This window comes from Paraburkholderia sp. CI2 (assembly GCF_014201055.1).
Taxonomy (GTDB): Bacteria; Pseudomonadota; Gammaproteobacteria; order Burkholderiales; family Burkholderiaceae; genus Paraburkholderia; species Paraburkholderia tuberum.
The window spans coordinates 124,119-149,882 of the sequence record NZ_JACHDL010000001.1 but is presented as its reverse complement, the minus strand read 5'-3'; the positions used below and the strand labels follow the sequence as shown (position 1 = coordinate 149,882).

Below are 25,764 nucleotides of genomic sequence, written 5' to 3'. Positions count from 1 at the left end.
CGCTTCAAGCGCGGCGCGAACCGGAACGCGCTGCATGGCGGACCGATTCATGCAATGGCGGCGACCTTGTCGTTCATTGCTGAAACTGCCCGGCGATTTTTTCCCCGAACCGTGAAAACCACTTGAACCGTGGCTTGCCTCGTTGGCGCTGATAGAAGCGCTCTGATTGGCGCATGGCCTAACGATAAGCGAAAGCGCCTGAAAGCGCCAGACAAAGAAACAGGGATGAAGAATGCGTGTTGGATTTTCGGATTAACACGGATCGCTAATGAATAAGCGGTCAAGGCCGGTTATGCGCGGAATCGCACATTGCGTAGCAATTGCCCTGGTATTAAGGCGTGACTAAAACGGACGGGGCGCGAGCAGTCATGTTTCACAGTTGCGACAGATTGGACAGCGCGAGTCGAATGCGTTTTGCCGCGCCGGGTGGGGCGCTTTGCCAGCCGGAAGGAGCGGCGAAGCCGCGTGTGGCCGGCCCCGCGGCCAGTCAGCAGGCTGGCGAGACGGAGCGGGAGGCGCGCTTTGCGGCCAGCGCGCGGCGATTTGGCGTGTCAGAAACGAATCAATGCGCGCCACGCCAAAAATCGGGCAGGCTCGCACTGCGTCAAAAGCAAACCGATTTCTCGGCAGCGTGAAGCCGTGACGGGCGCCTTACCGATTCGAACGCGTGTTGGCATAACCATTGCAATAAGGTCTGCACAGAAAAATGTTTTGCCGCCAGGTCGACGGTACGGGGAAAACCGGATTAAAAAAGACCGGCGGTAAAAAAGTCACTCGCAGACATGGTCGGGGAAGCCAACAGGTGTTTGCGGGAGCGCGGCGGGGCCTTCTTGAATACGTTAGAAAACGGGTGAGTGGCGGACCGGTTTGGCGGCCATTCAAAACCGGACGAAAAAAAGGGCAACGACTTCGCCGTTTTTCCTTTTCGACTTTTTGTCCTCACGACGCGAGAAGGGTGGCGATAACGACAGGCAACGCGCTGGCAACGTTCGCGAGCGACGCGCCGCAAAGGGAAGGGGCAGCGCCGGATCAGGACACCGGCCGGCGCGACGAAGCGGGGAGAGACGCTAGTCTCCACAGAGAGACGAATGTACGAGGTGAACCAGGGGCCGTGTCCGTGGGTTGGCACGGGCACGGCGACCTGGCCCAACGGCCGGGGCGCTGAGACCAGACGGCGTGACCTGGCGCAAATCTGCTCGACATCGGGGGTTGACATGAAACCACAACTGATTCGCAGGCCGGCCGCTTCGGGAGGAACCAGAAGCACTTACCGGCGGTATGTCGCGGCATCGCGCGCGCGCTTTTTCGCGCAGGCGGCGGGCTCGTCGGTCGATCTGCTGACGCTCGTCGTCGCCGAGGCGCTCGAGCGCCGAGCGCAAGCCGAGATCCGCCGCGACCTGCTGCGCGACGCGCTGTACGCCATGCCGGTGCGCGCTGAACGCAGCGCGGCGCAGCGGCGCGACGACGATGAAACCGACGTCTGACGCTTGCCGCTCGTCGGCTCGCAGCGACCGCGCAGGAATTCGATAACACCGTTTGCCGGCTCATGGCTTTCACGGAGGAGCGTCGCGGTAAGGAACTCGCGCCGAAGCCTGCGTCGTCAATCGTGAACAGACGACTGGAATAAAAGCCCGCGCATGACGCGCCAAGCGCCGCAGAGCTGCCATGATCGACATCTTCCTGATTGCCGCGAGCATCGAAAACGCGCAGCGAATCGTCGTGCGGCTCGAAGAGAGCGGCGTGCGTTACCGGCTGCACACCGCGTTCGGCCCGGCCCGGCAACTGCCGATGCACGCGCGCCTGGTCCGCGGCGCCGACCTGCTGATCGTCGACGACGCCAATCTGAGCGTCCGCGGACTAGACGGCATCGAGGAAACGCTCGCCTGCGCGCCGACGCTCCATTGCATGCTGGTGACGCCGGCGCCGTCCACCGCGCTGATCGGCGCGGCGCTGCGCGTCGGCGTGCGGCAGGTGCTGTCGTGGCCGCTCGATCGTCAGGCCGTCGTCGATGCGCTTGCGCAGATCGAAGCGCGGCGCCGCGAGCCCGAGCGGCGCCACGCGCGCGTGGTCACCCTGACGTCGAGCAAGGGCGGTAGCGGCACCACGCTGATCGCGGTCAACCTCGCGTGCGCGCTCGCCGCGCGGCGTGAGCGGCGCGTGCTGCTGATCGACCTGAGCCAGCAATTCGCCGACGCGAGCCTGCTGATGGCGAATCGCCCCCCGCCCATGACGCTCGTCGATCTGTGCTCGCGCAACGAGCAACTCGACCCGGCGCTGTTCGACGCGTGCGCGATGCACGTGTGCCCGAACCTGGATCTGCTCGCCGGCGCCGGCGATCCGTTGAAGGCCGCCGAACTGCTGCCCGGTCAGGTGGACCGGATTCTGACGCTGGCGCGCGAGCGCTACGACGCGGTGCTGATCGACGTCGGCCCGAGCCTGAATCCGTCGACGATCCGCGCGCTCGCGCATAGCGACGCGATCTGCATGGTGGTGCGGCAGAACCCGCTGTACCTGCATGGCGCGCGCCGCATGCTCGATATCTTTCGCGAACTGGGGCATCCGTCCGGCAAGGTGCGGGTCGTCGTCAACCAGTACGACAAGGACGCGCAGATCAATCTGCCGATGCTCGAACGCACGCTCGGCGCGAGGGTCGCGCATCAACTGCCGCGCGACGATCAGCACGTCAACGATGCGCTCAGCCGCGGCGTGCCGCTCGTCGCGTGCGCGCGCGACAGCGGGCTCGCGCAAGGTATCGTGCTGCTCGCGAACATGCTGTGGCCCGCGGGTGCGGAGCGGCGCAGGAGCATGCTCGGCAGATTGCTCGCGACGTGGCCGAATCTGCCGCCGCAATTGAAGCCGGGGGGCTAGGACGACGTCTACTCGCTGCTCTAGCCCGGTCTTCTGCTGGTGAACCTCGAGATCCGGAGGATGATCGTCTGCGGCTGCGGTTGGCGCTGCGGGCCAGACTCATCCTGCGCGAAGAGAAGCTACAGTCCGACGACGAGCGCTATCGCGCATACCGTAGTAAGGTGAGATACAGGGTCATCGCCGGCATAGTCTGTAGGCGTAAAGCCGCGGCCTCAGAGTTTCGAAAGCGTCGGGCAGGCTCGCGCCGTCCGGTCACTCCAGCGAGAAAATCACGTGAGGGCAGCACCGTCCATGCAAAACGCGCAGGGTTTCAGCGACCTCGCGTCGATCCTCTCCAATCCGATTCTGAATACGGATTCGTACAAGGCGTCGCACTATCTGCAATATCCGCCCGACGCGACGGCGATGTTCTCGTACATCGAATCGCGCGGCGGACGTTACGGCCGCACGCTGTTCTTCGGCTTGCAGATGCTGCTGAAGGAGTACCTGTGCCGGCCGGTTACCGGCGCGATGATCGACCAGGCGCGGACCTTCTTCAGCGCGCACGGCGAGCCGTTCAACGAGGCGGGCTGGCGCTACGTCGTGCAGCGATACGGCGGCCATCTGCCGGTGCGGATTCGCGCGGCGCCCGAAGGCTCGGTCGTGCCCACGCACAACGTGCTCGTCACCGTCGAATGCGACGATCCGCAGGTGTTCTGGCTCACGTCGTATCTGGAGACGATGCTGATGCGCGTGTGGTATCCGATCACGGTCGCGACGCAAAGCTGGCATCTGCGCCAGACGATCCGCGCGTATCTGCTGAAAAGCAGCGACGATCTCTCGCAGCTACCGTTCAAGCTGCATGATTTCGGCGCGCGCGGCGTGTCGAGCGCGGAGTCGGCGGCGATCGGCGGCGCGGCACATCTCGTCAGCTTCATGGGCTCGGATACGGTGCTCGGCGTGGTTGCGGCGAATCACTACTACCGCGACCGCATGGCCGCGTTCTCGGTGCCGGCGGCCGAGCACAGCACGATCACGTCGTGGGGCCGCGAGCGCGAAGTCGACGCGTATCGCAACATGATCGCCCGCTTCGGCAAGCCGGGCGCGATCGTTTCGGTGGTGTCCGACTCTTACGACCTGTTCGCCGCGCTGAACGCATGGGGCGGCGAGCTGAAGCAGGCCGTGCTCGATTCCGGCGGCATGCTCGTGATTCGCCCGGACTCCGGCGATCCGTGCACGATCGTCCTGCACACGCTGCGCTCGCTGGAGGCTTCGTTCGGGTCGCAGACCAACAGCAAGGGGCGGCGCGTGCTCGACCATGTGCGCGTGATTCAGGGTGACGGCGTGAACCCGGATTCGATCGTCGCGATCCTCGCCGCGATGGACGAGGCCGGCTTCGCCACCGACAACATCGTGTTCGGCATGGGCGGTGCGCTGTTGCAGCAGATCAACCGCGATACGCAGCGCTTCGCGATGAAGTGCTCGGCGATCCGGCTAGGCGACACGTGGCTCGATGTGTCGAAGGATCCAGTCACGGATCACGGCAAGCGCTCGATGAAAGGCCGGCTCACCTTGCTGCGCCATCGCCGCACCGGCGAGTACCGGACGGTCACGTTGCCGATCGCGTGGGACGGGAGCACGGTGGAGGGCGAGTGGGATGAAGCGCTCGAGACGGTGTTCGATGCGGGCCGCCTGCTGGTCGATACGTCGCTGGCCGAGATTCGAGGCCGCGCATATGCGGACGAAGGTTGATCCAGCTTTCTGACGCATCGGCATGGTCACGAGCGGGCGGGTCATCAGCGCCCAGTGCTGCATGAAGGGCAGACCTACGGCAATATCCGACAGGATGCCGACCCCGATCAACGTAGCGACGCTGCCGTCAGCGTGAATCTTTACCATCGCGCGCGAAGCGCAGGAACGCCTTGACGGCGGGCGCTCGCTCGTGCCGACGAAACGCGAGCGCGATTTCGGACCCAATCGCCCGGCCGGCGATGTCATGGTAGACGACGCCCGGCAGCGCGATGCAATCGGCGAGCGTATGCGGCACGACTCTGCGCGTGCATGACGCGCTCCCGCAATACACGATACGACATCAATGAGCCATCCCAACACCGAGCTGATCGAACGTTTCTACACCGCCTTCCAGCAACGCGACGCCGAGACCATGGTCGCCTGTTATGCCGACGACGTCGTCTTCAGCGACCCCGCTTTCGGCGAGCTGGTCGGCGACGAAGCGCGCGACATGTGGCGCATGCTCGTCAAGCATGCGCAAGACTTCACGCTGACCTTCAGGGACATCGAGGCGGACGACCATACCGGCCGCGCGCAGTGGGTGGCGCGCTACCGTTTCGTCCAGACGGGGCGCGACGTCGTGAACCGGATCGAGGCGCGTTTCGTGTTCCGCGATGGGCTCATCGTCGAGCATCGCGACCGCTTCGATCTGTGGCTGTGGATGCGCCAGGCGATGGGCGTGCGCGGCGCGCTGTTCGGCTGGTCGCCGTTCGTGCAGCGGATGCTCAGGCAGCAGGCGCGCCGAGGGCTGCTGCACTATCGCGGGCAGTTGAAGCGCGACTAGGTGCGCGCGGGCGGCGCGGTGTATTTCCGCTACATGAACGGCCAGCGCCAGCTCGATCCGTCGACTCTGCACGGCGGCGCGCCGGTGCTTGCCGGCGATAAGTGGATCATGACGAAGTGGATGCGCGAGCGCGCGTACGGCTGAGGCTGGGTCACATCAGTGGGAGGCGTGCCGAGGCGGGGCCTATTCGGCCGCTTTGTAAACATCCGGTCGATGCAGCTCCATATACCGCTCGGGGTTCTCGAGCGACGTGAACCCATGCGGCGCATAGACGTGATGCGCGTCGGTCGTGACCAGCACGACTCTACGCAGACTGACGAGCGAAGGGCTCGCAAAGATATGTTTCATCAACGCCGACGCATAGCCCTGGCCGCGATACGCGGGCAGCACGAACACGTCGCATAGGTAGGCGAAGGTCGCCTCGTCGGTGACGAGGCGCGCGAACGCCATCTGCTTGCCGTCGACAAAGCCGCCGAAGCACAGCGACCCGGCGACGGCGCGCTCGAAGGTCACGCGTGGCATGCCTCGCGCCCACGGCGTTTCCTGCGACAGGAATGTGTAGACGAGGTCGAGGTCGAGATCGTCGATGCGGCTGGAAATCGTCAGTTCGCCTGCTTGCACGGCACGTCTCCTTTTGATCGCGCAGCGCTTGCGCGTCCCCTAGCTCTTCGCCGGAGTTTCACCGCCGCGCGAACCCCCACCGATACTCTGCCCAGCATTGCGGGCGAGCCCCATATATCCAAGCACGGACAGCAGCGTCAGCACACCGGCGAACAGGAACGCGAGGCGGAAATCGTCGAGCGTGAACACGTGGCCGGTCGTCTCGCCATTGAACAGCGCCGCGACGCGCAGCGACACCGCGCCGAATGCGATGCCGAGACCGATCGTCATCTGCGCGGCCGCGCTCCACAGCGTACTCGCCGCGCTCATCTGCGGCTGCGGGATGTCGGCATAGGCGAGCGTCGCGAGCGTCGAGAACTGCATCGAGCGCGCGACGCCGTACACGAACACGACGATCAGCACGAACACGAGCGGCACGTCCGGCGTCAGCAGTCCGCACGCGATGATGAAAATGCCGGCCACCGCCACATCGACGATCGACACCATCCGGAAGCCGTAGCGCTGCAGGATGCGCGTGGTCAGCGCCTTCATGCCGAGATTGCCGAGCGCGCTCGCGAGCAGCAGCAGCCCCGAGCGGAACGCCGACAGCCCGAAACCGACCTGGAACAGCAGCGGCATCAGATAGGGCACCGCGCCGATGCCAATGCGCGTGAACGAGCCGGTGATGACCGTCACGGAAAACGTCGGCACCTTCAGCGTCGACACGTCGACGAGCGGATACGGATGACGCTTCGCATGCTGGAACGCGAGCGCGCCGACCAGCAGACCGCCCGCCACGATCGAGACCGCGAGCCACGGATCGGTGGCCGGCTGGCTCGCGAGTTCTGCGCCGTACAGAATCGCGGTCAGCGCGACGCCGCTCAGCAGCAGGCCGACGACGTCGAGCGGCTTGCGTTCGGTGCCGCGCAGGTTCGGCACGATGGCGAGCGCGACGGCAATCGCCGCGAGGCCGAACGGCACGTTCAGCAGGAAGATCCAGCGCCACGACGCGTAGGTCGTGATGAAGCCGCCGATCGGCGGGCCGACCACTGGCGCCGCGATGGCCGGCCATGTGATCGTCGAGATCGCCTGCATCATGCGAGCTTTCTCGGTGCTGCGGACCACGATGAGACGGCCGACCGGCACCATCATCGCGCCGCCGATGCCTTGCAGCAGCCGCGCGGCCGTGAACTCGGGCACGTTCTGCGACAGTCCGCACAGCACCGACGCGACCGTGAACACGCCGATCGCGCTGACGAACACGGTGCGCGCGCCGCAGCGGTCGGCGACCCAGCCGCTCGCCGGGATGAAGATCGCGAGCGCGAGCATGTAGGCGGTCATGCCGAGACTCAGGCTGTTCGGGCCGACGCCGAACGAACGCGCCATCTGCGGCAGCGCGGTGGCGATCACCGTGGTGTCGAGGTACTCCATGAAGAAGGTAGCCGCGACGATGTACGGCAGCCAGCCGACGTGCGCGGTGCGGGTGCCGCTGCAGCTCATCGGGCGAGCTCCCGTGCTGCGCGCGTGCGCGCTGAAAGACAATTGACGAGCCCGCGCGGGGCGCGTGAAGAGTTTGACTTCATGGTGCTTGCGACGACCTTTCGTTTGCGTTTTTGTGCTTCTGCCGGCAGCCGGGAGAGCGGCCCCGCGGACGAGGCCGGCGCCGCGAACGGTCGCGGCGGGCTGACGCGAACATCAGCTTGCCTGTTTGCCAGCCCTGAATCCTAACGCAATAAAGGGTTCCATATCGCGCAGGCATGCAGCGCGTCGCACCGCCGCGCCGCCGCCCGAGCGTCAGTCCTTCCCCGCGTACTCCTTGTCCAGCCGGTCATACAGCGGCTTGTTGACGAGCCGCTGGCGCTCGCTGAACGGCGCGACGATCGTCGCGTCCTCGTCGAGGCGGCCGTTGCTCTGCAGCATGCCGAGCGCGCGCTGCATGCCGAGCACCGCGCCCTGCAGCGCCGCATTCGCGTACAGCACGATGCCGTAGCCGAGCTTCGCGAGCGCGTCGCGCGACTGCACCGGCGTCTTGCCGCCGATCACGATGTTGATCAGCTGCGGCACATTGAACAGCCCCGGCAGACGCTCGATGTCGGCGAGCGATTCGGTCGCCTCGATGAACAGGATGTCGGCGCCCGCCTCGATGAAGCGATGACCGCGCTCGATCGCGTCCTCGATGCCGTGGACTGCGGCCGCGTCGGTGCGCGCCATGATCTGCAGGTTCGCGTCTTCGCGCGCGTCGACAGCCGCGCGGATCTTGCCGACCATCTCGCTCGCCGCGACGACTTCCTTGCCCGAGAAGTGGCCGCATTTTTTCGGCATCACCTGATCTTCGAACTGGATCACGTCGGCGCCGCTGCGCTCCAGCACGCGCACGGTCTGGCGCACGTTCAGCGCGTTGCCGAAGCCGGTGTCGGCATCGACGATCAGCGGCAGCGCGACCGCGTCGCGGATGCGCGCGGTGTGCTCTGCGACTTCAGCAAGGCCGATGAAGCCGAGGTCGGGTAGACCGAGCGACATGTTGGTGACGCCCGCGCCGGTGATGTAGACCGCTTCGAAACCGGCGTCCTCGATCACGCGCGCGCTCATCGCGTTGAACGCGCCGGGCACGAGCAGGCCCTGACGCTGATTGACCTTGGCGCGGAAGGCGGCGCGGCGGGTGGCGGAAGTGGTGGTCATGATGCAGGTCTCCAGAAGGGAAATCGGTAAGGGAACGCGGCCGACATTCTGCAGGAAGCGTGCCATTGAACGGCAGTTCGTCGGTCGTGCCGCTGGAACAAGGGTTTGCGCGATATGAACTCCTGCCTGAACGTTCATGGCACAATCGGTGGAACGTTTCATGAAACGTTTCGAGGAACGTTTCAATCAAGGAGGGCCGCGTGTCCACATTCACCCCATTCGTTGCGAATCCGAACCCCGCCGTCGATGCCGGGCGGCCCGGTGTCGCACTCGTCAGTATCAGCCGACTGCAGTCGCTTTGCGAGGCGGTGGCGCCGCGCTACGCGGGCCGGGCGAAGTTCTTCACGGTGCGGGAGGGCTACGGCGCGGCCGTCGCCGCGCTGCAGGCTTACGTGGACGCAGGTTCGGTCGACGTCGTACTGTCCGCCGGCTCGAACGGCGCGTACCTGCGCGAGAACCTCAGCGTGCCGGTGGTAATGGTCAAGGTGAATGGCTTCGACGTGTTGAGCGCGATCACGCGCGCGACCGCCACATGGCCGCAGGCGCGCATCGGGCTCGTGCTGCACGAAGCAATCGCGCAGGAGTTGGCCGACCTGAGCCCGCTCTTGAACGTCGATCTGCGGCAGCGCGCGTATCGGTCGATCGACGAAGTGCGGCTCGCAGTCGATGAACTCGCCGCGCAGGGCTGCCGCGTGGTGGTCGGCGCTGGCATGGCCTGCGATCTGGCGCAGCAGGCCGGCATGGAAAGCGTGTTCCTGTATTCGCTTGCCGCGGTCGAGGAAGCGTTCGAGCGCTCGGTCGAACTGGCGCGGGTGAGCCGCCAGAAGGAATCGAAGCGGGTGCGCCTGAACACGATCGTCGCGCATCTGCGCGACGGCGTCGCCGCGTTCGACGAAGCCGCCCAGCTCGAAGCTGTCAACCCGGCAATGCTCGAACTGCTCGGTCTAGGCGCCGCGCAGGCGGTCCCAAACGACGACGAGGACACCCCCGCACGAGTGGCGCGCGCGCTCGCGCCGCTGCTGCGCGAGACGCGCGCCGCCGACCAGCCGGTCGACGAACGCATCGAACAGATCGGCGGCCGCGCACTGATCGTCGGCTGTGTGCCGATCGTCGAGCAGGGCGCGCGCGCCGGTTTCGTCGTGACGGCGCAGGACGCGCTCGTTGCGCAGCGGATCGACCGTTCCCTGCGCACCAGCCAGCGGCCGAGGCATCTGGTTGCGCGGCACCGGCTCGACGATCTGATCGGCGCTTCGGCGGCGCTCGAGCGCGTGCGCCGGCTCGCGCGCGCCGGCGCCGCGCACGACGCGACCGTGCTCCTGAGTGGTGAAAGCGGCACCGGCAAGGAACTGGTCGCACAGGGCATCCACAACGCGAGCCGGCGGCGCGGCAATCCGTTCGTCGCGTTCAACTGCGCGGCGCTGCCCGAGGGGCTGATCGAAAGCGAACTGTTCGGGCACGAGGAAGGGGCGTTCACGGGTGCGCGGCGCGGCGGCAAGCCTGGGTTGTTTGAAATCGCGCACACCGGCACTATTTTTCTAGATGAGATCGGCGAAATGCCGGCCGCGCTGCAAAGCCGGCTATTGCGCGTGCTGCAGGAGCGCGAGGTGATGAAGCTCGGCGCGGGCCGCGCGACGCCGGTCGACGTGAGGGTGATCGCCGCGACGCACCGCGATCTGCACGCGCTCGTCGAGGAGGGCGCGTTTCGCGCGGACCTGTATTTCAGATTAAATCTGCTTCAGATAAAATTGCCGCCGCTGCGCGAACGCCGTGCCGATATCGCGCCGCTGGCGCGGCACCTGTTGGAGCGCAGCGCGCTGCAGTACGGCTTGTCGGCGGCGGGGCTCGAGCGGGTGCTCGTGTTTCTCGCCCCGCTTTTTGCGGATTACGCGTGGCCCGGTAACGTCCGCGAACTGGAAAATCTCCTGGCCCGCGCGGCGATTTATATCGGTGACCCGACCAACGAGATGTCCGGGAACTTGACTGCCGACGCCTTGCCAGACCGGCAGGCGGTGTTTCCCGAGTTCTTCCGGATCAGGGCGGTCGAGGTCGAGCAGATCACACAGGCGCCTCCGGGCCCTGCGCCCGGCAGTACGGCGCCGCGCGCTACCCCCAGCCGTGAGGCTGCGCTGCGCGCCCTCGAACAATCGGGCGGCAATCGCGCCGCCGCGAGCCGAGCGCTCGGCATCGGCAGAACCACGCTGTGGCGGCTTCTGAAGGGCTGAAACGCCCGGCAAATCGTCCGATAGTTTCGACCGACGAAATGAATAGTGCGAAACTATCGAACTCATTAACACAATCCGCTTTACCTATTAAGCGTAGTCTGACATACTGACTCAACTTTCCAACCCCCTCAAAGAGAGGATTCAGCAAATGCCGATCATCAACAGTCAAGTCAAACCGTTCAAAGCACAGGCTTTTCACAACGGCGATTTCCAGACCGTCACTGAAGAAAGCCTGAAGGGCAAGTGGTCGGTTTTCGTGTTCTACCCGGCCGACTTCACGTTCGTGTGCCCGACCGAACTCGGTGACCTGGCCGATCGTTATGAAGATTTCAAGAAGCTGGGCGTGGAAATCTACAGCGTGTCGACCGATACGCACTTCACGCACAAGGCCTGGCACGACACGTCGGATACGATCCGCAAGATCAAGTACCCGATGCTGGCTGACCCGACGCTCGCTATCTCGCGCAACTTCGACGTGCTGATCGAAGAAGAGGGCCTCGCGCTGCGTGGCACGTTCGTGATCAACCCGGAAGGCGAGATCAAGCTGTGCGAAATTCATGACAACGGCATCGGCCGTGACGCTGGCGAACTGCTGCGCAAGGTTCAGGCTGCTCAGTACATCGCCAAGCACCCGGGCGAAGTGTGCCCCGCCAAGTGGACGCCGGGCGCGCAAACGCTGACCCCGTCGCTCGACCTGATCGGCAAGATCTAAGGTCCGCGCAGCTCACGCTGCACCCGCAGTCTGCATCTGCCGGGATCTTCCCGGCGCTTCACCGCGCGAATCGCCTGATACGGCGCTTCGCGCGTCCCCGGGCCCAACACGTCCTATCCGGATGCGTGCGGCGCCGGGACACCCACACCCCTCGTCACGGAATCGCAACGCCATGCTTGACGCCAATCTCAAGACTCAACTGAAGTCGTACCTCGAAAAAGTTAGCAGGCCTATCGAGCTCGTCGCGTCGATCGATGACAGCGCGAAGTCCCAGGAGCTGCTGGCCCTGCTGAACGACATCGCGACCTTGTCGGAGCGCGTCACGGTGATCGAGCGTCGCGGCGACGACGAACGCAAGCCGTCGTTCTCGATTGGCGAAGCGGGCAAGGAAACCGGCATCCGTTTCGCCGGCATTCCGATGGGGCATGAATTCACGTCGCTCGTCCTCGCACTGCTGCAGGTCGGCGGCCACCCGGTCAAACTCGACGACGCGGTGATCGAACAGATCCGCAGCCTCGACGGCGACTATCAATTCGAAACGTATTTCTCGCTGTCGTGCCAGAACTGCCCGGAAGTCGTACAGGCGCTGAACGTGATGGCGTTGATCAATCCGCGCATCCGTCACGTCGCGATCGACGGCGCGCTGTTCCAGAACGAAGTCGACGCGCGCCAGATCATGGCGGTACCGACGATGTTCCTGAACGGCGAAACCTTCGGCCAGGGCCGCAGCGGCGTGAAGGAAATCCTCGCGAAGCTCGATTCCAACGCCGGTGCGCGCGCCGCGAAGGAACTGGAGAACAAGCCGGTGTTCGACACGCTGATCGTCGGCGGCGGCCCGGCGGGCGCAGCGGCGGCGATCTACTCGGCGCGCAAGGGCATTGCGACCGGTGTCGTGGCCGAGCGTTTTGGTGGCCAGGTGCTCGACACGCTGGCGATCGAGAACTTCGTCTCCGTGACCGAAACCGAAGGACCGAAGTTCGCGACCGCGCTCGAACAGCACGTGAAGACCTATGACGTCGACATCATGGACGTGCAGCGCGCCGAAGCGCTGATTCCGGGGCGCATCATCGAAGTACGTCTGGCCAACGGCGCGGTGCTGAAGGCGAAGACGATCATCCTCGCGACCGGTGCGCGCTGGCGCGAAATCAACGTGCCGGGCGAGCGCGAGTATCGCAATCATGGCGTCGCGTACTGCCCGCACTGCGATGGCCCCCTGTTCAAGGGCAAGCGCGTCGCGGTAATCGGCGGCGGCAACTCGGGCGTCGAGGCCGCGATCGACCTCGCGGGTCTCGTGCGCGAAGTGACGCTGCTCGAATTCGGTGCGACGCTGCGTGCCGACGAGGTGCTGCAACGCAAGCTGCGCAGCCTGCCGAACGTGACGGTCGTCACGCAGGCGCAGACCACGGAAATCACCGGCGACGGCAAGAAGGTCAACGGTCTGATCTACAAGGACCTCGCTTCGGGCGAAGTGAAGACGGTCGAACTCGAAGGCGTGTTCGTGCAGATCGGTCTCGTGCCGAACACCGAATGGCTGAAGGGCACGGTCGAGCTGTCGAAGCATGGCGAGATCGTCGTCGATGCGCGCGGCGCGACGTCGGTGCCGGGCGTGTTCGCCGCCGGCGACGTGACCACGGTGCCGTTCAAGCAGATCGTGATCGCGGTGGGCGAGGGTGCGAAGGCATCGCTGTCCGCATTCGATCACCTGATCCGCAACAGCGAAGAAGTCGCGGCGGTCAGCGAAGCGGAAGCGGAAGCCGAAGCAGCGGTTTGATTCGGTAGCTCAGAGAGGCAAACCGCGGCCCGCGGGCCGCCGTTTCAGTTTGCGCATGCAACAAGGCCCGCATTCGTGCGGGCCTTTTTCGTTAAAGCACGGGAATCGGTATCACCGCCGGTCGAACGAATACTTGCCGGGGCCGGTCACGCACAACAGCAGCAACCCGCCGATGATGCCGATGTTCTTGTAGAAATGAATCATATTGTCGTACTGCATCGCGCCCGTCATGTTCCAGTAGTGATGGCCGATGATCGCGGTGCCGAGCGTATACACCGCAAGCAGCAGCGCCAGCGGTCGCGTGAAAAATCCCACTAACAGCGCGACGCCCACCACAAGCTCCATCACCACCGCGATAACAGCCGACAACGCCGGCACGGGCGCGCCGGTCGACGTCATATAAGCGACGGTGCCGGCAAAGCCGGTCAGCTTCGACCAGCCGAACATCACGAACAGCACCATCAGCAGGATTCGAGCGACGAGAACGACGACGTCTTTCTGGTTTTCAAACAGTGTGTAGCGCATGATTTTTCCCGATAGGGTAGAGGGATGAAGCTCGCTGGAAATCGTCGTCCAGCGAGCCGCGTTCAGGTTTGAGTCAATAGCGGCGCAAGCGGAGCGCTTATGCCCACAACGCCGAGGTTTCGATATTACGCAGGTCGAACACGAGCACTTCCGCATCGCGGCCCTGCGTGAAGGTCAGCGCTTCTTCACCCCGCACCCGCGCGCCGTCACCCTCGCCAAGCTCGACGCCATTCACCGTAACGCTGCCGCGCGCCACCTGAACATATGCATAGCGGTCCTTCGCGAGTTCGAGCCGTGCGGTTTCCTCGCCGTTGAACAGACCGGCATACACGCGCGCATCCTGTTGCAACTGCAGCGAACCGTTCGCACCGTCCGGCGACAGCACGAGCCGCAGTACACCGCGCTTGTCGGCCGCGCTGAAGTGCTGTTGCTGATAGCGCGGCTTCGTGCCTTGCTGGGCCGGCGCGATCCAGATCTGCAGGAAGTGCACCGGCTCGCTCTTCGAATGGTTGTATTCGCTGTGCGCCACACCGGTGCCCGCGCTCATCAATTGGATGTCGCCCGGCACGATCACCGAGCCCGTGTCCATCGTGTCCTTGTGTTCGAGCGCGCCTTCGAGCACGTACGAAAAGATCTCCATGTCGCGATGCGGATGCTTGCCGAAGCCCTGCGCCGGCGCCACACGGTCGTCGTTGATCACGAGCAGGTCGGAGAAGCCGTTCTGCTTCGGATCGTGATAGTTCGCGAACGAAAACGTATGGCGCGAGCTGAGCCAGCCGTGTTCCGCGCGGCCACGTTGGTTGGCGTGTCTGATTTCGAGCATGCTCTTTCTCCTTGAGTTTTGTCGTGCGATCCGGGCCAGATGTTTGGCTGCGATCCATGAACGACAGTGTAGGTCAATCAGGATGGATATAATCATGATAAAACCGGAAACACTGTCGCATTGGGGTGGACAATACGATGCAACTCGATGACATGCGCATCTTCGTCGCGACCGTCGACGCCCACAATTTCACCGCCGCGGCCAACCGGCTGTCGCTGTCGAAACAGTTCGTGAGCCGCCGTGTGATGGCGCTCGAGGAAGCGCTCGGTGTGCAACTGCTGATCCGCAACACGCGCAAGCTGGCGGTGACCGATCTGGGTCAGGAGTTCTACGAGCGCGCGAAGCGCATCCTCGGCGAGGTCGAGGACGCCGAGCAGGCCATGTCGCTGCGCCGCGCCGGGCCGCGCGGGCTGCTACGCGTGAGCGCGCCGATGTCGTTCGGCATGACGCATCTGTCGCCGCTCATCGCGGCGTTTCTGCGCGAGCATCGCGACGTGCGCTTCGACATGGAGCTGAGCGACCGCGCCGTCGATGTGGTCGGCGAAGGCTTCGACATGGCGATCCGTATCGGCACGCTGGCGGATTCGTCGCTGATCGCGCAAAAGCTGATCGATGTGAAGATGGTCGCGTGCTGCAGCCCCGGTTATCTGCGCCGGCGTGGCAGCCCGGCCGTGCCTGGCGATCTCGCGAACCACGAATGTCTGCTGTACGGCCACGGCGGCGCGGTGAGCTGGGACTTCAGCGTCGAGGGCGTGGTGAAGAGCGTCGAGGTGCGCGGGCCGTTACGCGCCAATAACGGCGATCTGATTCGCGATGCGGCCGTCGCGGGACTTGGAATCGTTCGGCTGCCGGATTTCATCGTCGCCGATGCGCTCGCAAGCGGACAACTCGTGCCCGTGCTCGAAGCGTTCCTGCCGTCGGCGACGGGCGTCTATGCCGTGTATCCGCAGCATCGGCAAAGCTCGGTCACGATCCGGGCATTCGTCGAGTTTCTGCGCAGGCATCTGAGGAAGAAGCTCGCGACCGAACCGCGGACGCCCGTCGGCTAATCCCCTAAACCCTATCAACCGTTGCGGAAGATAAAGCTGTACGCGCTCAACGCCGGCACGCCGCCTAGGTGCGCATAAAGTACTCGCGAGCCGGCCGGAAATTCGCCGTTACGCACCTTGTCGATCATGCCGTGCATCGACTTTCCCTCGTACACCGGATCGGTCAGCATGCCTTCGAGCCGCGCGCACAGACGGATCGCCTCGAGCGTGCCGTCGTTCGGCAGACCGTATTCCGGGCCGCCGTAGCGCTCGTCGAGGACGATGTCCTTCGCGGTGATGTCGCGGCCCAGTTCGACGCTCTCGGCGGTCCGCTTCGCGATGCGCGTGATCTGCTCGCGTGTCTGCGCCGGTTTCGCCGATGCGTCGATGCCGATAACCCGATCGGCGCGGCCGTCGGCGGCGAAACCGACGACCATGCCAGCCTGCGTGCTGCCCGTCACCGAGCACACGACGACGTAGTCGAACTTGAAGCCTAGTTCGGCTTCCTGCTGACGCACCTCTTCGGCAAAGCCGACGAAGCCGAGGCCGCCGAGCGGATGGTCCGAGCAGCCGGCCGGAATCGCGTACGGCTTGCCGCCGGCCGCGCGCACGCTGTCGAGCGCGTCTTCCCAGCTCTTGCGAAAGCCGATGTCGAAGCCGTCCGGCACGAGCCGCACGTCGGCACCCATCATGCGCGACATCTGGATGTTGCCGACGCGGTCGTACACCGCATCCGAGTAGTTGACCCAGTTCTCCTGCACGAGCACGCACTTCAGGCCCAGATGCGCGGCAACCGCCGCGACCTGGCGCGTCTGGTTCGACTGGATGCCGCCGATCGACACGAGCGTGTCGCAGCCCTGCGCGAGCGCGTCGGGGATCAGATACTCGAGCTTGCGGGTCTTGTTGCCGCCGAACGCGAGGCCGCTATTGCAGTCCTCGCGCTTGGCATACAGCTCGACCTTGCCGCCGAGATGCTCGCTCAGACGCTTGAGCGGTTGAATTGGCGTCGGTCCGAAGGTGAGCGGGTAGCGGGGGAATCGTTGCAGGTTCATCGCGGCTCCGTGGTGGGGTGATGTCCATGAGTTTATGTTAGGAAAAACCGCCAGAAATGAGCTTGCGAAAAAAATCGCGTAGACGTATTTTTCGAAATCAAAGAACGTCCGGTTCCTAATAAAACTTCGTACACATGGTCATGAGCGCAACGAAAGTTCGTGCTGGAGCGGCACCTTCGGGCATCGGCGCGATCCCCTCCGCCTCGCCGGCCGATCCCCACCACCCGCTCGATCGCATCGATCGCGCGATCCTGCGGCAGTTGCAAACCGACGCGTCGATTTCGAACGTGGCGCTTGCCGCGAAAGTGAAGCTGAGCGCGCCGGCGTGTTTGCGGCGCGTCGAACGCCTGAAGGAATCGGGGCTGATTCGCGGCGTGGTCGCGCTGCTCGATCCAAAGGCGGCCGGCGCGGGCATGCTCGTGATCATCGGCGTGGTACTGGATCGCTCGACGCCCGAGTCGTTCGCCGAGTTCGAGAAGGCCGCGCAGAAAGTGGCCGGCTGCATGGAGTGCCACGTGGTGACCGGCGAGTTCGACTATTTCATGGTGATCCGCACGCGCGACAGCGACAGCTTCAATCGACTGCACGCCGAGCAGTTGCTGTATCTGCCGGGCGTACGGCAGATCCGCTCATTCATGGTGCTGAAGGAAATCCTGTCGACCACGAAATTTCCGCTGTGAGCCGCGCGGCCGCGCCGCCGGCCGCGAAAGCGCGCATGCTGTCATAAACGCCGCGCCCGCGCGACCAAGCTTCGGCGCACCCGCATGCGGCCGTGGCAGCACCGTACCAAAGCGGGCGGGCGCCGGCACTTTTCCGGAGCGACCATCATGACTCGCAACAGACCGCAATTCCTTACATCGTTCGGCGGCACCTCGAAACGCACGCGCGCGGCCGTGTTGTCGTTGCTGCTAGGCGCGGCCGCGCTCGCGTTGCCGCTCGCGCAGCGCGTCGCGTTCGCGGCGGAGAGCGCCGTCGTGATCGCGCCGCCCGCGCTCGACGAACCGATCCCGGCCAGCACCGCACACGAGGAAACCGCGGTGTTCGCGGGTGGCTGCTTCTGGGGCGTCCAGGGGGTGTTCCAGCATGTGCGCGGTGTCACGCGGGCGGTGTCCGGTTACTCGGGCGGCTCACGCGACACCGCGCAGTACGAGACCGTCAGCGGCGGCGAGACGGGGCACGCGGAATCGGTGCAGGTCACGTTCGATCCTGGCAAGGTCACCTACGGCCAGTTGCTGCAGGTGTATTTCTCAGTGGTTCAGGACCCGACCGAGCTGAATCGTCAGGGGCCCGACAGCGGCACGCAATACCGCTCCGCGATCTTTCCGCTGAGCGACGCGCAACGGCACGTCGCGCAAAGCTACATTGCGCAGCTCGACAAGTCGCACGTGTTCCCCGCGCCGATCGTCACGAAGACGGAGCCGTACAAGGGCTTCTATCCGGCCGAGTCGTATCACCAGAACTATCTGACCTTGCATCCCGATTCGGCCTACATCGTGTTCAATGACATGCCGAAAATCGCCAACCTGAAACGCCTGTTCCCCAACCTGTATCGCGACAAGCCGGTACTCGTCGAAGCAGCGCAATAACCCCTCCGAACGGCGGCGCCAGCGGCGCCGCCGCAGCGCCGGACCGTCTTCGGGTTACGCCTTGGGCCGCGCTCGTCATCAATCTTCCACAGAGTTGGCGCGTATCTTGCGCAGCAATGTTCCGTTGGCCATTGTCCACGTCACCGCGGCGTGCAAGGACTATGCGCAGTGGCCACACGAGCGCGGGGGTCATGCGGGCTCGCCGCGCCTCGTGCGCATCGCGCTGCCCGCTTCATCGACTGGAAAAATTACACGCCGTAAGTAACAGCGCGGCGGTCGTCCGCGTTGTTGGGTCCGCGCAGGACCCCGGGCGAAAACCTAACCTCATCGCGACGAGCGAAATTGGAGGCTTCCGGTGGTCAACAGCCGTAGAAAGAAGCGGGGCGCCATGCCTCGCCATAAACAAACCGGCATCGCGGCGAGCTCGCTCGTCGCCGCGACCTTGGGCGCAATGGCCTGCGTGCCGGGTGTGGTCTTCGCGCAGACGCCGTCGCCGCTCGGCGAATGGCAATATTCGGTGGGCGTTCCGCTGCAGAAGATGTGGCAGCCGAACATTCCCGACTGGCAACTGCGCTTCGGCGTGGCCACATCGTTCCAGCCGCGCTTCGAAGGATCGGACCGCTATCACCTGGTGGCCGGCCCGAGCATCGACGTGCGCTACAAGGATCTGTTCTTTCTGTCGAGCGGCGAAGGTTTCGGCGTGAATTTCGCGCAGGGCGAGAACTGGCGCATGAGTCTCGCCGCGGTCTACGACCTCGGGCGACGCGGCCAGGACGATCCGCAGGAACTCAACGGGCTCGGCAACATCAACCCGGCGCCCGGTCTGAAGCTTTCGGGCGAGTACGTCGTGTCGAAGGATTTTCCGCTCGTCCTGCGCGCCGATATCCGCCGCTATTTCGGCGGATCGAACGGCTGGATCGGCGATCTCGGCGCCTATATGCCGATGCCCGGCAGCACCAGGCAGTTCTTCTGGTTCGCCGGCCCGAACGTGGTGCTCGCGGACTCCAATTACATGAACAGCTGGTTCGGCGTCAATCAGGAGCAGGCCGCGCACTCGCAGTATCCGCAGTACCACGCGAGCGCGGGCTTCAAGTCGGTGGGTTTCGGCGTCAGCGCGATCTGGCTGTTCAGCAAGCACTGGTTCGCGACCGCCGACGGCGCGTTCGAGCAGCTCGTCGGCAGCGCCGGCAACAGTCCGATCACGCGCAGCCGCGCGACCGGCGTCGCCGACGTGTCGATCAACTACCGGTTCTGACGCACCGCCGCCGCGCAGCCACTGCGCCGTGACCTGGTGGGTATAGCCCTTGCTGACTCTGTGATCGCGCGCCGCGACGCCTCCGTCGCCGCGCGCCCGAACACAAGGAGTCGATCCCCATGGCAGGTAAAGCGAATACCCAGAAGGCCGCGGCCCAGGCAAACGGGGCAGCGCAGTCGAACGACGCGAAATCGAACGATCTCGAACGCAATCGCGTGAAGCCGCAAGGCGAGGCCCTGAGGACCAATCAGGGCGTCAAGATCGCCGACAACCAGAACACGTTGCGTGCGGGACCGCGCGGTCCATCGCTGCTGGAAGATTTCATCATGCGTGAAAAGATCACGCACTTCGACCACGAGCGCATTCCCGAACGGATCGTGCATGCGCGTGGCTCGGCCGCGCATGGTGTCTTCAAGGTCTACGAATCGATGCGCGAGTACACCAAGGCCGCGTTTTTGCAGGACCCGGCCGCCGAAACGCCGGTCTATGTGCGTTTCTCGACCGTGCAAGGTCCGCGCGGCTCTGCCGACACCGTGCGCGACGTGCGCGGCTTCGCGACGAAGTTCTACACGCAGGAAGGCAATTTCGATCTGGTCGGCAACAACATGCCGGTGTTCTTCATCCAGGACGCGATCAAGTTTCCTGACTTCGTGCATGCGGTGAAACCGGAAGCACCGAACGAAATGCCGACCGGCGGGTCCGCGCACGACACGTTCTGGGACTTCGTCTCGCTCGTGCCCGAATCGGCGCACATGGTGCTGTGGACGATGTCGGACCGCGCGATTCCGCGCAGCTTACGGACGATGGAAGGCTTCGGCGTTCACACGTTCCGCTTCGTCAATGCGCAGGGCAAAGCTCGTTTCGTCAAGTTCCACTGGCGTCCCGTGCTCGGCTCGTATTCGCTGCTGTGGGACGAAGCGCAGAAGCTCGCGGGCAAGGACCCGGACTTTCACCGCCGCGACCTATGGGAAGCGATCGAGCGGGGCGATTATCCGGAGTACGAACTGGGGGTGCAGATCGTCGAGGAAGCCGACGAGCACAAGTTCGATTTCGACCTGCTCGATCCGACCAAGCTGATTCCGGAAGAGCTGGTGCCGGTGAAAATCATCGGCAAGATGACGCTCAATCGCAATCCTGACAACTTCTTCGCCGAGACCGAACAGGCCGCGTTCCATCCGGGGCATATCGTGCCGGGCATCGATTTCACCAACGATCCGTTGCTGCAGGGGCGTTTGTTCTCGTACACGGACACTCAGATCAGCCGCCTCGGTGGCCCGAACTTTCACGAGATTCCGATCAACCGGCCGGTCTGTCCATCCGTCAACAATCAGCGCGATGCGATGCATCGGCAGGCGATCCATGTCGGCCAGGCGTCGTACGAGCCGAACTCGCTGAACGACGGCTGGCCGAAGGAAACCGATCCGGCCGCTGAAGATGGCGGCTTCGACAGCTATCAGGAACGCGTCGAGGGCACGAAGATTCGCGTGCGCAGCGACTCGTTCGCCGATCATTTCTCGCAGGCCGCGTTGTTCTACAACAGCATGTCGCAGCCGGAAAAAGACCATATCGCGGCGGCCTATCAGTTCGAGCTCGGCAAGGTGACGAAGCCCGAGATTCGCGCGCGTCAGGTCAACGAGATTCTCGCGAACTTCGACGCCGATCTCGCCGCGAAGGTCGCCGAAGGACTCGGCTTGCCGGCGCCGAAACAGGGCACGGCGAAACTCGTCGGGCCGAAGACGTCGCCGGCGTTGAGTCTGCTCAATCGCGTGAAGCCCGGCATCGAGACCCGCAAGATCGCGCTGCTCGCCGCACCCGGCTCCGATGGCGCGGCGATCAAACAGTTGCAGCAGGCGCTCACGGGTGAAGGCGCAACGCCGATGCTGATCGCGCCGACGCTCGCCGGGATCGATGGCCTCGCGCCCGACGCGACGATCGCCGGGCTGCCATCGGTGATATTCGACGCGGTGATCGTCGTCGGCGGCGAGAAGGGGGCGAAGGCATTGTCGCAATCGGGCGATGCGCGGCACTTCGTGCTCGAAGCGTTCAAGCATCTGAAGGCGATCGCGGCGCTCGGCGCGGGGCGCGACCTGCTCGCGGCCGCGCAGTTGCCTGCGCAGTCGGACGGCGTCGCGACCGGCGAGGACTCGCAGTCCGCCGACGTGTTGAAGGCGTTCATCAAGGCCGCCGGACAGCATCGCGTGTGGTCGCGCGCGGCGCAGGCGGAATCGGTGCCGGCCTGAGCGGGCCGAGCCGGTTGCGCTGATGCGCTGCCGCGTGAGCCGCTGAACGGTGCTGAGCGTAGCTGAAACGCGGCGCGTCGATGCGCGTCGATGCAGGAATCTGGCCGGTGTTAGCCGGCCAGGTTGGTTTTGCATTCGGCGTCGCGCGCGTGCGGGTCGTCCTTGTATGATGACAGCGGTCGCATCGCGGCACTCAACACCGTGCGCAGACCCGAAAAATATTCTGCATCGACCCGATTCGCCATGCCACTTACAGAAAAAATGACCGCATCGCAGGCCGTCGATCAACTCCGTTTCCGCCGCATCCTTCGTCGCAATATCGGGCTGCCTTTGGGCGTCGGCCTCGTCACGATGGCGCTGTTCGTCGGCTTGATCGCGTATCTCGTGTCGACGATGAACTGGGCCGAGCACTCCGAGCGCGTGATCGGCGACGCCAACGAAATGCTGCGGCTCGCGGTGGCTCGCGAATCGTCGATGCGCGGCTTTCTGATCACCGGTAACGAGAGTTTCCTCGCACCGTATGAAAACGGCGGCCCGAAATTCAAGGCACAGCTCGAAGCGTTGAAACAGCAGGTCGCCGACAACCCGCCGCAAATCGAGCGGCTCAAGCAGATCGAGGCCTTGCAGGAGCGTTGGAGCCGCTTCGCCGAACAGATCATCGACGCGCGCCGCCGCAACCAGGACTATGAGAGCGCGATCGCAGCGGGGCGCGGCAAGCTCGAATTCGACGAAACGCGCCGCGAATTCGGCGATTTTCTCGACGTCGAATTGCGCTTGCGCCAGCAGCGCGTCGAAGCGACGCGCAACGTGACGGCGACGCTGGTCGGCGTGTTTCTGCTGTTCAGCCTCGTCGTCAGCGGCCTGCTCGCGTGGCGAGGCCGTCGCGAACTGCTGGACCTGTCCGAGATCTATGACGACGTGCTGCGCCGTCGGGCCGAACAGACCGCGCTGCTCGAGCAGCAGGTCTGGTTGCGCTCGGGCCAGCGGCTGCTCGCGGACAAGGTCGTCGGCCAGACGAGCGCGCCGCTCGTCGGCCGCGCGATGCTCGAGTTTCTCGCCCAATATCTCGATGCGGTCGTCGCCGCGCTGTACGTGCGCGACAGGCAGAGTGGCACGCTGCGCCGCGTCGCCGCGTACGGCTATGGCCGTGACAGCGAGCAGACGGCCGCTCTGAGTTTCGAGGAGGGTGAAACGCTGGTCGGCCAGGCCGCGCGCTCGCGCCGCACGCTGGTGCTGCGCGACGTGCCGGCCGATTACGTGCGGGTCGTGTCGGCGACGGGCAGCGGCGCGCCGCGCAATCTGCTGATCCTGCCGATCGACAACGACGGCCAGGTCAACGGCGTCGTCGAAATGGGCTTCCTGCGCGAGGTGACGCCGCGCGACGAAGAGTTCATGGAGCTGATCCGCCACAGCATGGGCAATTTTCTCGAGGCGGCGCTGTATCGCGAACGCCTGCAGGATGCGCTCGCCGAGACGCAGCAACTGAACGAGGAGTTGCAGGTCCAGCAGGAGGAGTTGCGGGTCTCCAACGAAGGGCTCGAGGAACGCGGCCGCGCGCTGCTGGAATCGCAACGGCGCCTCGAAGCGCAGCAGGCCGAGCTCGAACAGACCAACGTGCGGCTCGAGGAATACGCGCTGCGGCTGGAGCGGCAAAAATCGGATCTGCTGCGCGTGCAGAACGATCTGGCGGCCAATGCGGAGCGCCTCGAACAGTCGAGCCGCTACAAGTCCGAGTTCCTCGCGAACATGTCGCACGAATTGCGCACGCCGCTGAACAGCTCGCTGATTCTCGCGAAGCTGCTGCAGCAGAATCGCAGCGGCAATCTGACCGACGAGCAGGTGCGCTACGCGGAGACGATCCACGCGTCGAACAGCGATCTGCTCGTGCTGATCAACGACATTCTCGACCTGTCGAAGGTCGAGGCGGGTCAATTGACGGTCGAGCACGAAACGGTGTCGATCGAGGCGACGCTGCAATCGCTCGAAGAAATGGTTCGTCCGATCGCGGCGACCAAGCACTTGCGTCTCGCCTTCGACACGTTGCCGGGCACGCCCGATACGTTCGTCACCGATGGCCAGCGGCTCACGCAGATCCTGCGCAACCTGCTGTCGAACGCGGTGAAGTTCACCGAGCGCGGCGAGGTCACGCTCGAGGTCGCCAGGGTCGAGGACAACGTGCTGCGCTTCGACGTGCGCGATTCGGGCATCGGTATTCCGGCCGACAAGCTCGACATGATCTTCGAGGCGTTCCAGCAGGCCGATGGCTCGACGAGCCGTCAATATGGGGGCAGCGGCCTCGGGCTGTCGATTTCGCGCGAGTTCTCGCGGCTGCTGGGCGGGCGCATCACGGTGGCGAGCGAAGTCGGCAAGGGCAGCGTGTTTTCGCTGTGGCTGCCGCTCGATGCGCGCGTGAGCGCGGACAGCGCGATGACGAGCGTCGCCACGCTGAACGCGCTGAACGAAAGCATGGGCGCGCAGGCGACGGCGCAAGCGCCGTTGCTGCGCACGCCGCTCGACACCGCACCCGCTGCGGTGATCTCGCCAGCGAATCGTCTGGCAAGCCAGGCGCCCCCCACCGCGTCGCGCGAAGCCTTGCTGCCCGGCGGCGCCGAGCCCGCCGCCGCGTCGATAGCCGACGATCGCGACCATCGCACCCGCGCGGGCCGTCTGATCGTCGCGGTCGAAGACGATCCGCCGTTCGCCGCGATTCTGCGCGATCTCGTGCACGAACTCGACTTCGACTTCGTGCACGCGAGCGATGCCGCGAGCGGCCTCGCGCTGGTGCGCGACATGCGGCCGGCCGCCGTGCTGCTCGACGTCGGTCTGCCGGACCGCTCGGGCCTCACGGTGCTCGAATGGCTGAAGAACGATCCGCTGACTCGCCACATTCCGATCCATATCGTGTCGGCCACCGATCACGCCGACAAGGCCCTGCACCTCGGCGCGATCGGCTACACGCTGAAGCCGACCGCGCGCTCGACGATGGAGGCCGCGATCCGCCGCCTCGAAGCGCGGCTGCAACAGCGCCTGAAGCGCGTGCTGGTGATCGAGGACGACGCGCCGATGCGCGAAAGCATCCGCGCGCTGCTGCAAAGCGAGAACACCGAGATCGTCGCGGTCGCGACGCTTGCCGAGGCGTTCGAGCAACTGTCGGCGCTGACGTTCGACTGCGTCGTCACCGATCTCGCGCTGCCGGACGGCACCGGCTACGATCTGCTCGAACGCCTCGCCGCGAACAGCGCGCATGCATCGCTGCCGGTGATCGTCTACACGGGCCGCATGCTGTCCGACGAAGAGGAGCACCGGCTGCGCCGCTACTCGAAGTCGATCATCATCAAGGGCGCGAAATCGCCGGAGCGTCTGCTCGATGAAGTCACGCTGTTTCTGCATAGCGTCGAGTCGTCGCTCGCGCCGGAGCAGCAGCGCATGCTGCGCACGGTGCGGCAACGCGACAATGCGTTCGAGGGCCGCACGATCCTGCTCGCCGAAGACGACGTGCGCAACATCTTCGCGCTGTCGCACGTGCTGGAGCCGCTCGGCGCGAAACTGCTGATCGCGCGCAACGGCCGCGAGGCGCTCGACGAACTGGAGAACGGGCCGGAAGTGCATCTGGTGCTGATGGACATCATGATGCCCGAGATGGACGGCCTGACCGCGATGGGCGAGGTTCGCCGCAATCCGCGCTTCGCGCATCTGCCGATCATCGCGCTGACCGCGAAGGCGATGGCGAACGATCGCACGCGCTGCCTCGAAGCGGGCGCCGACGACTACGTGTCGAAACCGATCGACATCGACAAGCTCGTCGCGCTGTGCCGCGTGTGGCTGCGGCAGCGCTGACGGCGCGAGCGT

General features: G+C 64.9%; 19 protein-coding genes and 2 pseudogenes. 14 read left to right on the top strand and 7 right to left on the bottom strand.

Translation table 11 applies throughout. The annotated features are described in order from the left end of the window. The first annotated feature begins 1,214 nt into the window (after positions 1–1,214). The 3 genes from HDG32_RS00680 to HDG32_RS00670 all read left to right on the top strand — a co-directional run bounded on the left by HDG32_RS00680 (position 1,215) and on the right by HDG32_RS00670 (position 4,599). Complete coding sequence (locus HDG32_RS00680; RefSeq protein WP_184059979.1) at positions 1,215–1,484, top strand: hypothetical protein; 270 nt, start codon at positions 1,215–1,217, stop codon at positions 1,482–1,484. Between the two features lie 181 nt (positions 1,485–1,665). Then, positions 1,666–2,868 (top strand): AAA family ATPase, encoded by a 1,203-nt coding sequence (locus HDG32_RS00675; RefSeq protein ID WP_184062429.1) that lies wholly within the window; start codon positions 1,666–1,668, stop codon positions 2,866–2,868. A 291-nt stretch (positions 2,869–3,159) separates the two neighbouring features. Then, on the top strand, positions 3,160–4,599 hold the full coding sequence (locus tag HDG32_RS00670) for a nicotinate phosphoribosyltransferase (RefSeq protein ID WP_184062427.1): 1,440 nt from the start codon (positions 3,160–3,162) through the stop codon (positions 4,597–4,599). 127 nt (positions 4,600–4,726) lie between these two features. Here HDG32_RS00670 and HDG32_RS00665 read toward each other — a convergent pair. Then, positions 4,727–4,900 (bottom strand): annotated as a pseudogene (locus HDG32_RS00665) (LysR family transcriptional regulator); the annotation flags it as partial. A gap of 42 nt (positions 4,901–4,942) precedes the next feature. Here HDG32_RS00665 and HDG32_RS00660 point away from each other — a divergent pair. Beyond that, positions 4,943–5,422, top strand: a complete 480-nt coding sequence (locus HDG32_RS00660; protein ID WP_184062425.1) for a nuclear transport factor 2 family protein — start codon at positions 4,943–4,945, stop codon at positions 5,420–5,422. Between the two features lie 3 nt (positions 5,423–5,425). Next, positions 5,426–5,566 (top strand): annotated as a pseudogene (locus HDG32_RS00655) (2-oxoglutarate-dependent dioxygenase); the annotation flags it as partial. Between the two features lie 39 nt (positions 5,567–5,605). On the opposite strand, the gene HDG32_RS00650 reads toward HDG32_RS00655, so the two are convergent. The 3 genes from HDG32_RS00650 to HDG32_RS00640 all read right to left on the bottom strand — a co-directional run bounded on the left by HDG32_RS00650 (position 5,606) and on the right by HDG32_RS00640 (position 8,701). Continuing rightward, positions 5,606–6,043 (bottom strand): GNAT family N-acetyltransferase, encoded by a 438-nt coding sequence (locus tag HDG32_RS00650; protein ID WP_184062423.1) that lies wholly within the window; start codon positions 6,041–6,043, stop codon positions 5,606–5,608. 39 nt (positions 6,044–6,082) lie between these two features. Continuing rightward, positions 6,083–7,522, bottom strand: coding sequence for an MFS transporter (locus HDG32_RS00645; protein WP_184062421.1), 1,440 nt, complete (start codon positions 7,520–7,522; stop codon positions 6,083–6,085). 294 nt (positions 7,523–7,816) lie between these two features. Then, a complete protein-coding gene (locus tag HDG32_RS00640) occupies positions 7,817–8,701 on the bottom strand; it encodes an oxaloacetate decarboxylase (RefSeq protein ID WP_184062419.1) in 885 nt (294 codons plus the stop codon). 200 nt (positions 8,702–8,901) lie between these two features. Here HDG32_RS00640 and prpR point away from each other — a divergent pair, with 200 nt between their 5' ends. The 3 genes from prpR to ahpF all read left to right on the top strand — a co-directional run bounded on the left by prpR (position 8,902) and on the right by ahpF (position 13,406). Continuing rightward, positions 8,902–10,923, top strand: coding sequence for a propionate catabolism operon regulatory protein PrpR (gene prpR, locus HDG32_RS00635; protein ID WP_184062417.1), 2,022 nt, complete (start codon positions 8,902–8,904; stop codon positions 10,921–10,923). Between the two features lie 148 nt (positions 10,924–11,071). Then, entirely contained in the window at positions 11,072–11,635 is a 564-nt protein-coding gene (gene ahpC / locus HDG32_RS00630) for an alkyl hydroperoxide reductase subunit C (protein ID WP_090809789.1), read from the top strand. 172 nt (positions 11,636–11,807) lie between these two features. Further along, entirely contained in the window at positions 11,808–13,406 is a 1,599-nt protein-coding gene (ahpF, locus tag HDG32_RS00625) for an alkyl hydroperoxide reductase subunit F (RefSeq protein ID WP_184062415.1), read from the top strand. Positions 13,407–13,517: 111 nt separating this feature from the next. Here ahpF and HDG32_RS00620 read toward each other — a convergent pair whose 3' ends face one another. Both HDG32_RS00620 and HDG32_RS00615 read right to left on the bottom strand, forming a co-directional pair. Further along, complete coding sequence (locus tag HDG32_RS00620; RefSeq protein ID WP_184035498.1) at positions 13,518–13,931, bottom strand: DoxX family protein; 414 nt, start codon at positions 13,929–13,931, stop codon at positions 13,518–13,520. Between the two features lie 97 nt (positions 13,932–14,028). Continuing rightward, positions 14,029–14,754 (bottom strand): pirin family protein, encoded by a 726-nt coding sequence (locus HDG32_RS00615; RefSeq protein WP_184062413.1) that lies wholly within the window; start codon positions 14,752–14,754, stop codon positions 14,029–14,031. A gap of 137 nt (positions 14,755–14,891) precedes the next feature. Between HDG32_RS00615 and HDG32_RS00610 the strand changes: the two genes are divergently transcribed. Continuing rightward, complete coding sequence (locus tag HDG32_RS00610; RefSeq protein ID WP_184062411.1) at positions 14,892–15,803, top strand: LysR family transcriptional regulator; 912 nt, start codon at positions 14,892–14,894, stop codon at positions 15,801–15,803. A 14-nt stretch (positions 15,804–15,817) separates the two neighbouring features. Here HDG32_RS00610 and HDG32_RS00605 read toward each other — a convergent pair whose 3' ends face one another. After that, a complete protein-coding gene (locus HDG32_RS00605) occupies positions 15,818–16,834 on the bottom strand; it encodes a 1-aminocyclopropane-1-carboxylate deaminase (RefSeq protein WP_184062409.1) in 1,017 nt (338 codons plus the stop codon). Positions 16,835–16,974: 140 nt separating this feature from the next. Here HDG32_RS00605 and HDG32_RS00600 point away from each other — a divergent pair, with 140 nt between their 5' ends. From HDG32_RS00600 to HDG32_RS00580, 5 genes are all read left to right on the top strand, one after another. Then, positions 16,975–17,514, top strand: coding sequence for an Lrp/AsnC family transcriptional regulator (locus tag HDG32_RS00600; RefSeq protein ID WP_184062407.1), 540 nt, complete (start codon positions 16,975–16,977; stop codon positions 17,512–17,514). A 147-nt stretch (positions 17,515–17,661) separates the two neighbouring features. Next, positions 17,662–18,420, top strand: a complete 759-nt coding sequence (gene msrA / locus HDG32_RS00595) for a peptide-methionine (S)-S-oxide reductase MsrA (protein WP_184062405.1) — start codon at positions 17,662–17,664, stop codon at positions 18,418–18,420. Between the two features lie 355 nt (positions 18,421–18,775). Continuing rightward, positions 18,776–19,675, top strand: coding sequence for a MipA/OmpV family protein (locus HDG32_RS00590; protein ID WP_184062403.1), 900 nt, complete (start codon positions 18,776–18,778; stop codon positions 19,673–19,675). Positions 19,676–19,794: 119 nt separating this feature from the next. Beyond that, complete coding sequence (katE, locus tag HDG32_RS00585) at positions 19,795–21,915, top strand: catalase HPII (RefSeq protein WP_184062401.1); 2,121 nt, start codon at positions 19,795–19,797, stop codon at positions 21,913–21,915. Between the two features lie 261 nt (positions 21,916–22,176). Then, the gene (locus HDG32_RS00580) at positions 22,177–25,752 is read left to right on the top strand and encodes a response regulator (RefSeq protein ID WP_184063333.1); all 3,576 of its coding nucleotides are present in this window, start codon (positions 22,177–22,179) and stop codon (positions 25,750–25,752) included. The last annotated feature ends 12 nt before the right edge of the window (positions 25,753–25,764 follow it).

Bases quoted from the DNA above. Each gene is read 5' to 3' on its own strand.
- HDG32_RS00620 (WP_184035498.1), bottom strand. From the start codon at position 13,931: ATGCGCTACACACTGTTTGAAAACCAGAAAGACGTCGTCGTTCTCGTC.
- HDG32_RS00610 (WP_184062411.1), top strand. From the start codon at position 14,892: ATGCAACTCGATGACATGCGCATCTTCGTCGCGACCGTCGACGCCCAC.
- HDG32_RS00600 (WP_184062407.1), top strand. From the start codon at position 16,975: ATGAGCGCAACGAAAGTTCGTGCTGGAGCGGCACCTTCGGGCATCGGC.
- HDG32_RS00580 (WP_184063333.1), top strand. From the start codon at position 22,177: ATGACCGCATCGCAGGCCGTCGATCAACTCCGTTTCCGCCGCATCCTT.
- katE (WP_184062401.1), top strand. From the start codon at position 19,795: ATGGCAGGTAAAGCGAATACCCAGAAGGCCGCGGCCCAGGCAAACGGG.
- ahpC (WP_090809789.1), top strand. From the start codon at position 11,072: ATGCCGATCATCAACAGTCAAGTCAAACCGTTCAAAGCACAGGCTTTT.
- HDG32_RS00680 (WP_184059979.1), top strand. From the start codon at position 1,215: ATGAAACCACAACTGATTCGCAGGCCGGCCGCTTCGGGAGGAACCAGA.
- HDG32_RS00660 (WP_184062425.1), top strand. From the start codon at position 4,943: ATGAGCCATCCCAACACCGAGCTGATCGAACGTTTCTACACCGCCTTC.
- msrA (WP_184062405.1), top strand. From the start codon at position 17,662: ATGACTCGCAACAGACCGCAATTCCTTACATCGTTCGGCGGCACCTCG.
- HDG32_RS00615 (WP_184062413.1), bottom strand. From the start codon at position 14,754: ATGCTCGAAATCAGACACGCCAACCAACGTGGCCGCGCGGAACACGGC.
- HDG32_RS00640 (WP_184062419.1), bottom strand. From the start codon at position 8,701: ATGACCACCACTTCCGCCACCCGCCGCGCCGCCTTCCGCGCCAAGGTC.
- HDG32_RS00605 (WP_184062409.1), bottom strand. From the start codon at position 16,834: ATGAACCTGCAACGATTCCCCCGCTACCCGCTCACCTTCGGACCGACG.
- HDG32_RS00675 (WP_184062429.1), top strand. From the start codon at position 1,666: ATGATCGACATCTTCCTGATTGCCGCGAGCATCGAAAACGCGCAGCGA.
- HDG32_RS00670 (WP_184062427.1), top strand. From the start codon at position 3,160: ATGCAAAACGCGCAGGGTTTCAGCGACCTCGCGTCGATCCTCTCCAAT.
- HDG32_RS00645 (WP_184062421.1), bottom strand. From the start codon at position 7,522: ATGAGCTGCAGCGGCACCCGCACCGCGCACGTCGGCTGGCTGCCGTAC.
- ahpF (WP_184062415.1), top strand. From the start codon at position 11,808: ATGCTTGACGCCAATCTCAAGACTCAACTGAAGTCGTACCTCGAAAAA.